Annotated in this window: 16 protein-coding genes; 13 read left to right on the top strand and 3 right to left on the bottom strand. The window is 65.3% G+C overall.

All coding sequences use genetic code 11. The features are described from left to right. The first annotated feature begins 61 nt into the window (after positions 1-61). The 5 genes from rpsF to dnaB all read left to right on the top strand — a co-directional run bounded on the left by rpsF (position 62) and on the right by dnaB (position 4,074). Positions 62-352 carry a 30S ribosomal protein S6 gene (gene rpsF / locus AC1MEY_RS23950; protein WP_163796068.1) on the top strand — a complete coding sequence of 97 codons (291 nt, stop codon included), beginning with the start codon at positions 62-64 and terminating at the stop codon, positions 350-352. 128 nt (positions 353-480) lie between these two features. Further along, entirely contained in the window at positions 481-960 is a 480-nt protein-coding gene (locus AC1MEY_RS23945) for a single-stranded DNA-binding protein (protein ID WP_480227857.1), read from the top strand. A 51-nt stretch (positions 961-1,011) separates the two neighbouring features. Further along, positions 1,012-1,275, top strand: coding sequence for a 30S ribosomal protein S18 (rpsR, locus tag AC1MEY_RS23940; protein WP_480227856.1), 264 nt, complete (start codon positions 1,012-1,014; stop codon positions 1,273-1,275). An 11-nt stretch (positions 1,276-1,286) separates the two neighbouring features. After that, complete coding sequence (gene rplI / locus AC1MEY_RS23935; protein WP_480227855.1) at positions 1,287-1,745, top strand: 50S ribosomal protein L9; 459 nt, start codon at positions 1,287-1,289, stop codon at positions 1,743-1,745. A gap of 517 nt (positions 1,746-2,262) precedes the next feature. Then, complete coding sequence (gene dnaB / locus AC1MEY_RS23930; RefSeq protein ID WP_480227854.1) at positions 2,263-4,074, top strand: replicative DNA helicase; 1,812 nt, start codon at positions 2,263-2,265, stop codon at positions 4,072-4,074. Between the two features lie 37 nt (positions 4,075-4,111). Here dnaB and AC1MEY_RS23925 read toward each other — a convergent pair whose 3' ends face one another. The 3 genes from AC1MEY_RS23925 to AC1MEY_RS23915 form a co-directional block, all read right to left on the bottom strand. After that, positions 4,112-4,480: a hypothetical protein gene (locus AC1MEY_RS23925; RefSeq protein ID WP_480227853.1), complete on the bottom strand. Its 369-nt coding sequence runs from the start codon at positions 4,478-4,480 to the stop codon at positions 4,112-4,114. A 424-nt stretch (positions 4,481-4,904) separates the two neighbouring features. Next, positions 4,905-5,609 (bottom strand): GOLPH3/VPS74 family protein, encoded by a 705-nt coding sequence (locus tag AC1MEY_RS23920; protein ID WP_480227852.1) that lies wholly within the window; start codon positions 5,607-5,609, stop codon positions 4,905-4,907. Positions 5,610-5,641: 32 nt separating this feature from the next. Further along, positions 5,642-6,385 (bottom strand): SDR family NAD(P)-dependent oxidoreductase, encoded by a 744-nt coding sequence (locus tag AC1MEY_RS23915; protein WP_480231644.1) that lies wholly within the window; start codon positions 6,383-6,385, stop codon positions 5,642-5,644. 98 nt (positions 6,386-6,483) lie between these two features. Here AC1MEY_RS23915 and AC1MEY_RS23910 point away from each other — a divergent pair, with 98 nt between their 5' ends. The 8 genes from AC1MEY_RS23910 (at position 6,484) to AC1MEY_RS23875 (ending at position 14,828) form a co-directional block, all read left to right on the top strand. Next, positions 6,484-7,143, top strand: a complete 660-nt coding sequence (locus AC1MEY_RS23910; protein ID WP_480227851.1) for a TetR/AcrR family transcriptional regulator — start codon at positions 6,484-6,486, stop codon at positions 7,141-7,143. Continuing rightward, positions 7,085-8,302, top strand: a complete 1,218-nt coding sequence (locus AC1MEY_RS23905) for an extracellular catalytic domain type 1 short-chain-length polyhydroxyalkanoate depolymerase (protein WP_480227850.1) — start codon at positions 7,085-7,087, stop codon at positions 8,300-8,302. The genes AC1MEY_RS23910 and AC1MEY_RS23905 overlap by 59 nt, the downstream gene beginning before the upstream one ends. Positions 8,303-8,724: 422 nt before the next feature. Next, positions 8,725-9,387, top strand: a complete 663-nt coding sequence (locus AC1MEY_RS23900) for a nitroreductase family protein (protein WP_480231643.1) — start codon at positions 8,725-8,727, stop codon at positions 9,385-9,387. Positions 9,388-9,416: 29 nt separating this feature from the next. Then, entirely contained in the window at positions 9,417-11,147 is a 1,731-nt protein-coding gene (locus AC1MEY_RS23895) for an FAD-dependent oxidoreductase (RefSeq protein WP_480227849.1), read from the top strand. Positions 11,148-11,709: 562 nt separating this feature from the next. Further along, entirely contained in the window at positions 11,710-12,471 is a 762-nt protein-coding gene (locus tag AC1MEY_RS23890) for an SDR family oxidoreductase (RefSeq protein ID WP_480227848.1), read from the top strand. Between the two features lie 25 nt (positions 12,472-12,496). Beyond that, positions 12,497-13,114 (top strand): sigma-70 family RNA polymerase sigma factor, encoded by a 618-nt coding sequence (locus AC1MEY_RS23885; protein ID WP_480227847.1) that lies wholly within the window; start codon positions 12,497-12,499, stop codon positions 13,112-13,114. A 12-nt stretch (positions 13,115-13,126) separates the two neighbouring features. Continuing rightward, a complete protein-coding gene (locus AC1MEY_RS23880; protein ID WP_480227846.1) occupies positions 13,127-13,858 on the top strand; it encodes an SDR family NAD(P)-dependent oxidoreductase in 732 nt (243 codons plus the stop codon). A gap of 76 nt (positions 13,859-13,934) precedes the next feature. Next, positions 13,935-14,828 carry a hypothetical protein gene (locus AC1MEY_RS23875; RefSeq protein ID WP_480227845.1) on the top strand — a complete coding sequence of 298 codons (894 nt, stop codon included), beginning with the start codon at positions 13,935-13,937 and terminating at the stop codon, positions 14,826-14,828. Positions 14,829-14,948 lie beyond the last annotated feature (120 nt).

The raw sequence follows: 14,948 nt of genomic DNA, 5'->3' as shown, positions 1-14,948 counted from the left end.
CGACCCTCCTGCCACGGACTGTCCGTGGCCGCACACGACCATAGGAGGTGATGGGTTACTCATGCGTCCATACGAAATCATGATCATCCTCGATCCCACGCTCGACGAGCGGACTGTTTCCCCGTCGTTGGAGACGTTCTTGAACGTCATCCGCAAGGACGGCGGCTCGGTCGACAAGGTCGACATCTGGGGCCGCCGCCGGCTGGCCTACGAGATCCGCAAGCACGCCGAGGGCATCTACGCCATCGTCGACGTGAAGGCCGAACCGGCCACGGTGTCCGAGCTGGATCGCCAGCTCAACCTCAACGAGTCCGTCCTGCGGACCAAGGTGATGCGGACCGACAAGCACTGAGATACATCGACGGCCTGTGCGCGTCGGGGCACTTCCGTAGGCTCACCTGCGACTGCTTCCCCATCCGCACGAACGCCGGCGACAGTGCTTCGTGCGAATAGCCGACAACACATCTCCAGGAGGACATCGTGGCTGGTGACACCGTCATCACGGTCATCGGAAACCTGACTGCCGATCCCGAACTGCGGTTCACGCCGTCGGGCGCGGCCGTTGCGAACTTCACGGTCGCATCGACCCCGCGCACGTTCGATCGTCAGACCAGCGAGTGGAAGGACGGCGAAGCGCTGTTCCTCCGCTGCAACATCTGGCGGGAAGCGGCCGAGAACGTGGCCGAGAGCCTCACCCGCGGATCGCGCGTGATCGTCAGCGGCCGGCTCAAGCAGCGTTCGTTCGAGACCCGCGAAGGTGAGAAGCGCACCGTCGTGGAACTCGAGGTCGACGAGATCGGTCCCTCCCTGAAGTACGCCACGGCGAAGGTCAACAAGGCCAGTCGCGGTGGCGGCGGTGGCGGCGGCTCACGTCCGTCCGAGCCGCCCAAGGACGACCCGTGGGGCAGCGCGCCCGCGTCGGGTTCGTTCAACGGCGCCGACGACGAACCGCCCTTCTAGACAAATCCCGGCGTCTGACGACGCCCACTGAGTACGACGAAAGAGAAAGACATGGCCAAGACGACGAGCAAGCGTCGGCCGGCTCCTGAGAAGCCGGTCAAGACACGCAAGTGCGTGTTCTGCTCCAAGAAGGGCAAGCTGCAGAAGATCGACTACAAGGACACCGCGTTGCTGCGGACCTACATCAGCGAGCGCGGCAAGATCCGTGCCCGCCGGGTCACCGGCAACTGCGTGCAGCACCAGCGTGACATCGCCATCGCGGTGAAGAACTCGCGCGAGGTTGCTCTGCTGCCCTTCAGTTCTGCGACGCGATAGGGAGGCTTGCGATGAAACTGATTCTCACCGCAGAGGTCGACCATCTGGGCACGGCGGGCGACACCGTCGAGGTGAAGGACGGCTACGGCCGGAACTTCCTGCTGCCCCGCGGTCTGGCGATCCTGGCGTCGCGTGGCGCCGAGCGTCAGGCAGCCGAGATTCGCCGGGCCCGCGAGACCAAGACCGTCCGCGACCACGAGCACGCCGCCGAACTCAAGACCGCCATCGAGGCGCTCGAGTCGGTGTCGCTGCCGGTGCGCACGTCGGGCAAGGGCGGCGGCAAGCTGTTCGGCTCCGTCACCAACACCGACGTCGTCGGTGCGATCAAGAAGGCGGGCGGTCCGAACCTGGACAGGCGCACCGTGGAGCTGCCCAAGGCGCACATCAAGTCGGTCGGTACCTACCCGATCACCGTGCGTCTGCACCCCGAGGTGAACGCGACGCTGTCGCTGAGCGTCGTCGCGGAATAATTACCCCAGCGTCAATACGCCCGGGTGAAGACCAGATCGATCTTCACCCGGGCGTTGCTGTGTCCGCTGGCGAATCTCCGCTGCGAATCGCACGCCAGCGAAGCAACCGACTGTTAACCTCGACGGCTCGTCCCGGCAACGCAACACGCCCGGGAAGTCAACCCGGAGGCGACACGCCGACGACTTTGCATCCACAGTTGTAGCGGGTGCCTACAACCCCGTGATCTGCGCAGACGTCGATTATGTCGCGAGTTGTGCACAGGTTCTCCCCAATGCCCCAACATGCTCGACCTGTTCTATCCACACGCCATCCCCAGGTCTATCAACAGGGCTGCCTTGCGGTGGGTCCAGCAACGTCTAACGTTGTGCCCCGGCGCCACCTCGGTGGCGACGTCGGGCCCGCGAGGTGGACCGCTCCGGACCGCGACGTCGCGGTTGTCGGTGGGTCGTTCTATCGTCGCGGGGGAGTGACGTCGAATGCATGTTCGATGCAGGCATAGGGGAGGTGGGACGCCTAGTGGCCGTCGTCGATGACCTTGGACGTTCGAGCGCGGAGGCACCGCCGGCGAGCGAGGACTACGGGCGCCAACCGCCGCAGGACATGGCTGCCGAGCAGTCGGTTCTGGGCGGCATGCTGCTGTCCAAGGACGCCATCGCCGACGTGCTGGAGAAGCTCCGTCCCGGCGACTTCTACCGTCCCGCGCACCAGAACGTCTACGACGTCATCCTCGACCTCTACAGCCGCGGCGAGCCCGCCGACGCTGTCACCGTGGCCGCCGAACTCGAGCGGCGCAGCCTGCTCAAGCGCATCGGCGGGCACCCGTACCTGCACACCCTGATCTCGACGGTGCCGACCGCCGCCAACGCCGGCTTCTACGCGGGCATCGTCGCGGAGAAGTCGCTGCTGCGCCGTCTCGTCGAGGCCGGCACGCGCGTCGTCCAGTACGGCTATGCGGGTGCCGACGGCGCCGACGTGGCCGACGTGGTCGACCGGGCCCAGTCGGAGATCTACAACGTCACCGAGGGCCGCACGTCCGAGGACTTCGTGCCGCTCGAGGCGATGCTGCAGCCCACGATGGACGAGATCGACGCCATCGCCTCCCAGGGTGGTATCGCCCGCGGTGTGCCGACCGGCTTCACCGAGTTCGACGAGTGCACCAACGGTCTGCATCCCGGGCAGATGATCATCATCGCCGCCCGGCCCGGCATGGGTAAGGCGCTGGCGCTGGACACCCCGTTGCCCACCCCCACCGGCTGGACCACGATGGGCGAGGTCCGGGTCGACGACCACGTGATCGGCGCCGACGGTCAGCCCACCCGGGTGGTCGCGGCGACGGAGGTCATGGTCGGCCGGCCCTGCTACGAGGTCGAGTTCTCCGACGGGACGTTCATCGTCGCCGACGCCGAGCACCAGTGGCCCACCGAGTCCGGGATCCGCACGACGGAGGAGCTGCGCGGCGGCGCCGACCGGATGATCCCCGCGACCCCGCCCGGCGGCTCGGGGCGTCGCACGGCGCTGCTCGCGCCGCCGGTGTACGTGGCGTGGGTGCGGCCGATCGACAGCGTGCCGGTGCGGTGCATCCAGGTCGACAACGAGTCGCACCTGTACCTCGCCGGCGAGGGCATGATCCCGACGCACAATTCGACGCTGGGCCTGGACTTCCTGCGGTCGTGCTCGATCAAGAACCGGCAGACGAGCATCCTGTTCTCCCTCGAGATGAGCAAGACCGAGATCGTCATGCGTCTGCTGTCGGCGGAGGCGAAGATCAAGCTTGCCGACATGCGTTCGGGCCGGATGAGCGACGACGACTGGGCGAAGCTCGCCCGCCGCATGAGTGAGATCAGCGAGGCGCCGCTCTACATCGACGACTCGCCGAACCTGACGATGATGGAGATCCGCGCCAAGGCACGACGATTGGCGCAGAAGACCGACCTGCGACTCGTCGTCATCGACTACCTGCAGCTGATGACGTCGGGCAAGAAGGTCGAGTCACGCCAGCAGGAAGTGTCCGAGTTCTCCCGCCAGATCAAGCTTTTGGCGAAGGAACTCGAGGTCCCGGTGATCGCGATGAGCCAGCTGAACCGTGGCCCCGAGCAGCGCACCGACAAGAAGCCGATGCTCGCCGACCTCCGTGAGTCGGGATCCATCGAGCAGGACGCGGACATGGTGGTGCTGCTGCACCGCCCCGACGCGTTCGAGCGCGACGACCCGCGCGGCGGCGAGGCCGACCTCATCATCGCCAAACACCGTGCGGGACCGACGAAGACGATCACCGTTGCCCATCAGTTGCACCTGTCGCGCTTCACGAATATGGCGCACGGGGGGTAGGTATTCCTTCGGAGGAGTACACCGCGTCAGGGTGCGCCTACGCCTCACCCAAACTCGGCCGATAGTCCGCTACTTCGGCCTCAGCAGCGAGCAACGCACTCAATTCGCCCTCCTGCTGGGCGACGAACACACCGATGACCTGCCGGCACACCTCCGGCACGCTGACCCCGCGCATGTCAGCAATACGCCTCAACCCGAACAGCATTGACGTCGACACGTGAAACTGCACGGCGAACTGACCGCAAGAACCATCCTCGGGCGGTAGCCCCGGACCAACGACCACCGGATCATCTGATCCGAATACGTCGACATCAGCACCGCGAGCCCTCTCAAGGGCCCCACCACTAGCGCCGCCAGCGACGCCCTCGTCCGGGTCGCGAAACTCCTCGTGGCTGAACAAGCTCATTGCGCCCACGCTAGACCTCGGCAGGTTGTGGGACGTCTCGCCGGTGTGCATAGCACCTGCGCATGCTTCCTCCTGGCGTGTCGTCGCGTTGTCCGCGCACGAACCGTTCAGCCGCCGGCGATGGCCCTGCTCGATGATCCCTACAAACCGCATCCGGAAGGTCAACCCGGTCCCCACTACCGGCAGGCGGACGTAGTTGATCGCCGAAACGCCGCTGATGCGCGCGAAAGTAGAGCACGTGCTCGCTCTCAGCCAGTCATCCGCCGCCGTCTTGTGACCCGACAAGGGTGCCCAGTGGCGTGAAGTCTTCGGGCCGCCGCTGCCTGCTGACACTGCCCGCGATCCACAAGCGGACCACTTCCGTTGCAATTAAGCTCATCTCGTCGATTTCTCGGGGTCGCCGTCCCCCGCTGCAATCGTCGTGTCATTGCGGTGGGGGCGCCGTGGTCGCGACGATGACGCTGTTGAAGAGGATCGCGGTCATCGTGCATGTCACTGCCTCGCCAGCCGCCGCTGCGCCGAAGTTGCCGCGTCCGAGTTGCTCCGCGCGGGCGATGACGGCTGAGTTCCAGGGAATCTGCGGATGAAATTGCGGCAGCGCGCCGCTTCCCCAGAGCAGAGCGGCAAGCGCAGCAACACGCGGTGTGGGCGTGGCGTCGTCGACGAGTACCGCACGGACACTCCTCATGAGATCCGCGCGTCGCTGGGTTCCGCCGTCGATCAGGGTGGTGATCGTGAAGAGGCCCAGTGCCTTGCGCTTCTCCTCGCGGACATCGCCGCGAGCGATCAGACGCTCCAACACGGGACGCCGCAGCGTCGGACCGATCGAGGCAAGGACGGCTTGAACTCCCCGCGGTCGTCCGGACACGTATTCCCACGCCGAGTGGAACAGTTCGTCTGACGGCCGGTCCCGTTGTGCGGCAGCCACGGTCACGGTGCCATGGCGTTCCGTCGTGGCCGTGATGCCACCGTCGAGTGCCATCTCGGCGAGCACCGCTGCGCCGAGTACGTAGTACAGGGTGGTCTCCCCGGCGATGGTTCCTGACTCCGGCTGGAACAGAAGGAGAAGTAGGTCCTCGGCCAGAGTGGGCGGGTTCGGATCTGCGGGTGGATGCGTGGTGTCGGTCACCTGTGTGGGACTCCTTTCGAGCGCTCAACGTGTCAGAACTGACTGACGCCACCATCGACGTAGACCTCGGAGCCGGTCATGTACGAACTTCCGTCGGAGGCCAGGAAGGTGATCACACTGCCGATCTCCTCGGCGCGCGCACGGCGTTTCATGGGCACGGTGGAGGTCATGTCGGCCAGTGCGGCGTCGGCCCCGGTGAAGAGATCGGCCAGGCCGGGTGTCTCGGTGAGTCCCGGAGCGACGACGTTGACGCGGATCCTGCGGTCGACGAGTTCTGCGGCCCAGCTGCGAGCCAGGGACCGGATCGCGGCCTTGGACGCGGCATACACGCTGGCGCCGGGTAACGCCTTGACGTCGCCGTTGGAGCCGCACAGGATGATCGACGCGCCCTCGCGCAGCAGCGGAAGGGCGGCCTGCACCGCGAAGATCACCCCGCCGACATTCGTGTCGAAGATCTTTCTGTGGTGCTCCCACGTGAGACTGCCCAACGTCGCGAACTCGTTGATTCCCGCGTTGGCGAAGACGACGTCCAGCCGGCGGCCCGTGGCTTCGATGGTGGCCGCGACACGGTCGAGATCGCTCTGCTCGGTCACGTCGGCCTGAATGGCCTGGGCCAGATCTGCGCCGATGCTGGACACGGCGTCGGCGAGGGCGTCTTGGCGACGTCCGACGAGGAAGACGTAGGCCCCCTGCTGCGCGAGCGCCCGTGCTGCGGCGAGGCCGATCCCGGATGTGGCTCCGGTGACGAGTGCGGTCTTTCCGGTCAGGTCCGACATGAGTTCCTCCAGTTTTGTACCGATCGGTTGCAGTCGCACCATATCAGTTTTGTACCGTTCGGTAGAGGTGTCCGAGGTGCGGGGATAGACTGAGCCGCATGGGCGCAGAGCAACGGCATGCGGGAGGCCGGCCACGCTCGTTCGACGAGGGCCAGGCGCTCGATGGGGCCATCGACGTCTTCTGGCGTCTCGGCTACGAAGGCGCGTCCCTGGCCGAACTCACCGAGGCGATGGGAATCAACAAGCCGAGTATGTATGCCGTGTTCGGCAGCAAAGAGGAACTCTTCGTCCGTGCGCTGGAGCGTTACGGCCGCCGCTACCACGAACATCTGCGTCAGGTGCTGGCGAAATCTAGCGCCTACGACATCCTCGAGTCGTATTTGCGTGACACCGCCAGGGCTGTGCGTGCGGGGAACGCGTTGGGGTGTCTGTCCATTCAAGGCGGCATTTCCTGCGGGCCGAGCAACGCGCGCATACCGCAGCTGCTCGCCGAGTATCGCCAGGGGATCGAGGAAGCCATCGCCGAAGCCCTAGCGGCGGCTGACGATGCGCCATGCAGCGACACCGAGGCGTTGGCGGGATTCGCCGTGACGATCGGACAAGGGCTTGCGGTCCAAGCCGCCGCAGGAGTGCCGCAGGCCCGGCTCGACGCCGCCGTCGACGTGGCTATCGCCAGCTTGGAGATGCTACTGGCCTCCAATGCGCGAACCGACGATGCGGACGGCCGTTCGCGCCGTCGATCTGCGACCGCGTCATGAACACGGCCACAGCGGTGCCGCGGTGTCGCTGCACGGTCAAGCCGGCGTCGCCACGGAGCTAAACGCTACCGATGGAGAGATGTTGAACGCCTGGCACCGCGCTCGCAAGCCCACGCGGCTCTGCACGGCCATCCGCGTCTCGCCACCCAGGAGGGGTCGGCACCGGCGAAGATTCTCGGCCATTGTGATGGCACTGGCCATGATCATGATGGCGGCGACCGCCGCGTTTCAGTTCGGCGCACCATGGTCGATGCGTGCAGGCGACAGCAATCACGTATTCCACGGCGACGGCCATCACCAGCGCTACCAAGTTCATCTCCCGCCTCATTACGACGGCACGACCGCGCTTCCTGTGATGATGGCGATACATGGCTGCGGCATGACCGGATTCGGGTGGAACTCGATGAAGGCCACGACGCAATTCAACCGCTTGGCTGACCGCGAGGGCTTCATCGTCGTCTATCCGACACAGCGACTGTTCCGCAGCGCAGTCAACTGTTGGGACTCGACGGACCCGCGGGAACAACACCGTGGCAGCGGAGAGCCTGCCCTGCTCGCCGGTGTCGTCCAGCAGGTCATCGACGAGTACGGAGCCGACCCTCGCCGCGTCCACGTCGTCGGAGCGTCGTCGGGGGCGGGCACAGCCGTCATACTCGCGGTGACCTACCCCGACGTGTTCGCGTCCGTCACGTCGGTCGCCGGCGGCGAATATGGCCTGAACCAGGTGTCGCCCGACGATCCGGGATCCACACCGCCGGAGTACACCGCGCGTCAGGCGTGGGCCCAAATGGGCGACCGTGCCAGACATTTGCCCTTGCTCGTCATTCAGGGTGACGACGACGAGGTGGTTCCGCCAGTGGTCGGGAGCCGTCTCGTCGCGCACTGGACTGCAGTGAACGACTTGATCGACGACGGCCTACTGAACCGCAGCCTGCGCATGATCGAGAGAACACACGTGGTGCCATCGACATCGAACACGCTCGCATACACGCGGACCACTCGCACTGCTGCCGAGGGGTTTTCGTTCATCGAGTCGTATCTCGTCGAGGGTTTGGGTCATGCGTGGCCCGGTGCGACCGGCGAAGGCGTATTCACCGACCACGCGGGCCCTGACGCCAGCACCATCGCGTGGGACTTCGCGAAACGCCACTCGATCTAGTGTGCCGGTGAGGCGAAGACAGCCCCAACGGTAAACCTCGCGGCCGAGAGGCCCTGTTCGCCGGTGCCGACGAACACCTCCCACGTCCCGTGGCATTGCGGTGCGGTGATTCTGCGGTGTGGCGCAGATGGTGTTCATGCGAGATGACAACTGCGCAAGAGGGGCCGCCCCTCGATCGACGGATCGCTGCACGGCGACTCGCGTTGGTTCCACCTCGCTGACACGAAGCACGACCCCGTGGATGAATTCGCGATCATCGATCCGTTCTGGTGTTCAAAGGCTTGGCTCGAGCAGGACTGAGAAGGGCACGGCAGATGGTGCCCCACGGTCACCCGTTTGGGCACGAGCAAGCAAAGGTGGACGGACTCTCGACGAAACACCGGCTTGCTCACTGGCACAACAGCTACAAGATAGGCGACGCAATGGACGTATACGAGGCAGTAAGAAGCCGCAGGGCGGTGCGCGGATTCACCGATCAACCGGTGCCCCTAACGACGCTCGAGCGGGTGCTGGAGGCTGCCGCCTGGGCCCCGTCCGGATCCAACGTGCAGCCATGGCGCTCCTACGTATTGACCGGTGCCAAGCTCGGCGAGCTCAAGAAACTCGCCGTGGAGCGTGTTGCGGCCGGCGATCCCTGGGACGATAGAGAATACGAACTGTATCCGCCAGCGATGAAAGATCCATACCGAGCGCGACAATCGGCATTTGGCGAACAGCGATACGGTGCGCTAGGCATTGCACGCCAGGACGTGGAAGCCCGACAGCGGGCTGCCATCGCGAACTGGGATTGTTTCGGGGCGCCCGCCGCCCTGTTCTGCTACATCGACAGGCACATGGGCCGGCCGCAATGGGCTGACGTTGGCATGTACCTCCAGACCGTGATGCTGCTGCTTCGTGCCGAAGGGCTGCACAGTTGCCCGCAGATGGCATGGTCGATGGTGCGCAAGACTGTGGCGGATGCGGTGTCACCGCCGGACGAGTTGATGCTGTTCTGCGGCATGTCCATTGGGTATGAGGACATCACGGTGGGTTACGCGAGAACTGGCCGGGCGCCACTCGACGAGACGGTGACCTTCGTCCAGTGACCAGAACCTTCCAGCTTCGAGGAGCGGTGATGAGGAGTCCCGAACAGCAGGTAGCGACATCGGTGCTCGTGATCGGGACGGGAGGTTCGGGGCTTCGTGCGGCCATAGAACTCGCGGAGCAGGGTGTTGACGTCCTCGTGGTCGGCAAGCGTCCGAAGCGCGACGCGCACACCACGCTGGCGGCCGGCGGCATCAACGCGGCACTTGCGACCATGGATCCCGAGGACAGCTGGCAGCAGCATGCGGCGGACACACTTACCGAAAGCTACATGCTTGCCGACCCTGTCACCGTGCAGGTCGTTACCGAAGGTGCAGCAGATTCGATCAAGGAGCTGGAGCGCTGGGGCATGGCCTTCGCCAGGGAGCGTGACGGCAGAATCTCGCAGCGCTTCTTCGGTGCGCACACCTTCCGGCGGACTGCGTTCGCTGGTGACTACACCGGCCTGGAACTTTCACGGACACTGGTGAATAGAGCCGTTCAGCTTGCCATCCCGACCATGGACACGGTGTACGTCACCAAGATTCTCGTCCGCGACAACGTCGTTTTCGGGGCCTATGCGTTCGACCTGCAGGACGGCACGCGGTACTCCATCCACGCCGACGCCGTGATTCTCGCGACCGGCGGTCACACCAGGATCTGGCGGCGCACGTCCTCGCGCCGAGACGAGAACGTGGGCGATTCCTTACGCCTCGCGGTCGAAGCGGGCGGCCGCATCCGCGATCCAGAACTCGTTCAATTCCACCCCTCCGGCTTGATCGAGCCGGAAGACTCCGCGGGAACACTCGTGTCGGAGGCTGCCAGGGGTGAGGGTGGCATCTTGCGCAACGCCCTTGGCGAACGCTTCATGCAGCGCTACGACCCCGAGAGAATGGAGCTGTCAACCCGGGACCGCGTCGCGTTGGGTGCCTATACCGAGATCAAGAATGGCCGCGGTACGCCCCGAGGTGGGGTGTGGCTCGACGTGTCGCACCTGCCGCGAGCGCAGATCATGGAACGCCTCCCCAGGGTGTATCAGACGCTGATGGAGTTGCAACTCTGCGACGTCACCACGGATCCGATCGAAGTCGCACCCACTGCCCATTACTCGATGGGTGGAGTCTGGGTGCGGGCCGCCGACCACAGCACCGACGTCGAAGGCCTCTATGCCATCGGCGAAGCATCCAGCGGTCTGCACGGCGCGAACCGGCTCGGCGGCAACTCGCTGATCGAGCTCCTCGTATATGGGAAGATCGCCGGACGCGCAGCGGCGAACCACTCGAGGCGCCTCAGTGCACAAAACCGTTGCCAGATGGCGCAGTCCGACGCCCGCGACGAGATCGATCAGGTCCTATCGGCGAACGGCTCGGTAAACGTCCGCTTCCTGCAGCGGGCCCTACGCGACACGATGACCGAGCACGCCGGCGTCGTACGCGACGAGCGGGGATTGCAGACGGGTCTCGGCGATGTGGCCGACATCGAAGCGGGTTTCACCGACATCGCCGTCCATCCAGACATTTCCGGATTTGCCGACCTAGCGCACGCCTTCGACCTGAAAGCCGGGATTCTCGCGGCGCGAGCAACGCTTGAGGCGGCCCTGGAGCGGCGCGAGACTCGAGGATGCCACAACCGATCGGACTTCCCGAATCTCAACCAATCCTTACGGGTCAACCTCGTCTGGTCGGGTCCCGGCCGCATCGAACACGCGGCGATCGCTCACATACCGCATGAGATCGAATCTCGAATGAGCAGGGTCGACACCACTGGCAAACTCGCCGAGTGAGACCCGCGCCGAGCGACAGCTTGCCCACCAGAAGTAAACCGACATTGCGGGAAACGACTAGCGGCGTGCGCGTGTGAACCCGGCTCCGCCCTTCAATTCTCACCGTTGAGATCGGGTGTCAAGGGGTGTGGTCCGCACGTACCCCACGAGTTCAACGCCCGCCATCGTGACTCGATCACCCACCGTCGGATGAGAAGCGGTCGACGCGTCGACTGTTTCCGACGTTGCGAAGTTGCTCGGCGGCGCTTGGTGTGCCAACGCCGCCGGGCATGTCGAGTCCAGCTGAAGCAACCACCCTCTTGCACAGCCAATGGCTCAGCATTTCGGGGCCTGACCAACGCACGGCGCCAGGCAAGGCCCTCCGTTTCGCCGTCTTAGAGCTTTCGGCGTTCCGAGCTGCACGTCGATCCGGACCGTCCGAGGCGCGTAGTCCGGTCCCTGGCCACGCACTCCGTAGTGCGCCACGGACTACGGACCACGGACGTCCAGGGGTTCGCTTTGCCCCGAGCCCCGCGAGGCTGATCTCAGCATCAAGGGCAAACACACCAACTGGAGGTTCATCATGAAGATCGTCGTCATCGGCGGCACGGGGCTCATAGGTTCGAAGGTAGTAGCCAAGCTCGCCGACCACGGACACGAGGCAATCGCGGCCTCGCCGGCGTCGGGGGTCGACACCCTCACGGGCGAGGGACTCGACGCGGTGCTGTTTGGTGCGCACGTCGTGGTGGACGTGTCCAACTCCCCTTCCTTCGAAGACGGACCCGCCTTGGACTTCTTCACCACCGGTACGCGCAACCTGCTCAGCGCGGCACAGGAGGCAAGGGTTTCTCACTACGTCGCACTGTCAGTGGTGGGCACCGACCGAATGCTTGCCAGTGGCTACTTCCGCGCCAAGGCGGCGCAGGAGGAACTCGTCGCCAAGTCGACCGTCCCGTTCTCGATCGTGCGCGCCACTCAGTTCTTCGAGTTCGTCGGGCGCATCGCAGATTCGGCGACCGATGGCGACACCGTGCGAATCTCGTCGTCGCCCGTCCAACCGATGGCGGCCGAAGACGTCGCAACCGCAGTCGTCCGGGCCGCGGTGGCCGAAGCACAAGGCGGCATCCTCGAAGTGGCAGGACCTGATCGATATCCACTCGACGGCATAGTCCGTGCCCGCCTCCGCGCGAGCAACGACACGCGTCGTGTCCTTGCGGACCCGCGGGCTCGCTACTTCGGTGTGGTACTCGATGACCACACTCTGCTACCGGCCACCTCGGCGACGGTGTTCCCCACTCGCTTCGCGGAATGGCTGGTCGACAACGCCCCCACTTCGGTGCGGTAGCGCGTCGGCGATGAGGAGGACCACCATGACGACCACGACGCAGGTTCACTGCAAGACACCACCGGACGAGGACGCCGCCGCACGCTTCGCCCGTGAAGTGATGCCGCTGCACGACGTCCTCGAGCGGGGAGCACGGCGGATGACTCGAAACGACGCCGATGCTGCGGACCTGCTGCAGGACGCACTGCTGCACGCTTTCGCGGGTTGGCACACGTTCCGAGACGGCACGAACCTCAGGGCCTGGCTGTTCCGCATTCTCTACAACCGGTGGGTGAGCGCGCACCGCGCGAAACAGTCCCGACCCTTGGAGGTTTCGATCGATACCTTCACCGAGGGCGACACGGCCCATGACACAGCGCTTTCATCGGCGGCCCATCGCTCGGCGGAGGCGCAGGTGCTTGATGCGTTGGTCAACGACGACGTCAAGGCAGCCATGGCCGCTCTGCCAGAGGGGTTTCAAGCGGTCGTGTACTACGCCGACGTTCAGGGTTACACGTACGCGGAGACCGCGGCGATCCTGGACATCCCGGTGGGGACGGTCATGTCGCGGGTGTCGCGTAGCCGGCAACGGATGCGCATCGCGCTGGCCCACTTGGCCCTCGATAGAGATGACGTCGCCGCGCTCGAACAGCGCATCGCATAGGGAGATATTGCAATGTTTACAGAGGATTCGACCATTCCGACAGCCTTGGTCACGGGTGGCACTGCGGGTATCGGCTTCGCGTGTGCGCGATTGCTCGCACGAGAAGGTGCTTCGGTCATCGTTACCGGCCGAGATGCCCGACGGGGTGAGGCCGCGGCCGCCGAGATCGCGGGGACCGTGCGCTTCGTTCAGGCCGATCTATCGGACATGGAGTCCGTGAGATCGCTCGTACAGCAGGCGGGGAACGTGGATGTCCTGGTCAACAACGCCGCCAGCTTCCCGGCGGCCGCCACGACCGACCAAGACCTCGCGTCGTTCGAGAGGACGTTCGACACGAACGTCCGCGGCGCCTACTTCCTGGCCGCCGGCCTGGTACCGGGGATGATCGCACGGGGTAACGGCTGCATCATCAACGTGACCACGATGGTGGCGTCGAAGGGGATACCCGGCGCATCGGTGTACAGCGCGTCCAAGGCCGCGGTCGAATCGCTCACACGCACGTGGGCCGCTGAGTTCGGCCGACACGGGATTCGGGTCAACAGCGTCGCCCCCGGTCCCACCAATACCGAGGGTGTCGTTAGGGAATGGGGCGATGCCAACGAGGAACTCGGCCGCGCATTACCGCTGGGCCGAACCGCTGACCCGGAGGAGATTGCCCACGCGGTGCTCTTCCTCGCCTCGCCGCGTTCGAGTTTCATCACTGGCTCGACGGTGCACGTCGACGGCGGCGGCACCGCGATCTGAACGCGCGAGGCATTTCCAACTGCGCATCCCGGCCTTGACGGCTACGCCGAACTCCATTGAAAGGCAATTCAATCCGATGTCAAGAATTCTGTTGCAGACAACGATCGCAGCGAATCCCGACGACTGGGACATCAGTCGATTCGCACTGCTGGCCGACGAGCTGCGCACCGCGGGTCACGAGGTGATCGCTCGCAACCGGGTGTCGGGCTCCGGCGACGATCCCGTGCTGTGCCACGTCGACGAACTCGGCTTCGACCAGGTGTGGTTGATGGCAGTCGACGTCGGTGACGGGCTGACCGATGCCGAAGCCGAGGCGCTGACGCGGTTCCGCGAGCACGGCGGCGGGGTGCTCACCGCACGCGACCACGAGCACCTGGGCCGCTGCCTGCTGCGGCTGGGGTCGGTCGGCGCGATGAATCATTTCCACGATGCCCGGGTCGATCCGAGCACGCGGTGCGACGACCTCGACACTCCGTCGATATCGTGGCCCAACTACCACTCGGGCGCGAACGGCGACTATCAACCGGTGTTCGCGGAGGAGCCGGTGCACGAAGTGCTCCGGACCGCCAAGTCGGCCAGCGGCCGCATCGAGTGGTTCCCTGCGCACCCGCACGAGGGTGGAGTGTCGGCCGCGGTTGCTGGTGCCACCGTGCTCGCGCAGGGCCGGAGCACGGCGACTGGCAACCGCTTCAACCTGGCAGTCCTCCTGGAGGGCGAGCACGGACCCAGCGGCCGGCCGATGGGCAGGGTGATCGCCGAATCGACGTTCCATCACTTCGCCGACTACAACTGGGACATCGACCGCGGGTCGCCGTCGTTCGTCACCGAAACGCCGGGTGCGCAGATCAAGACCGACCCGACCCGCCTCGCGATCTTCAAGGACTACGTCCGCAACGTTGCGGAGTGGCTGCATCCGCCGACGAACCGGGAGAGGTCTCGGGGTGACGACGTGCTGGCCTTGTCAACATGACCCCCGGCATCGGTATGGCGAGGTGATATTCGACCACTCGGCATCGCGGTCTGTGACAATCACAGCTACCGTTTTCCCGACGCTGTCTCGGAACCGACCCAGCCGGCCCCGCCAGGAGTT

Source organism: Mycobacterium sp. PTI7, assembly GCF_056679845.1.
Note: the sequence above shows the minus strand (reverse complement) of the source record. Positions and strands in the feature narration are given on the sequence as shown.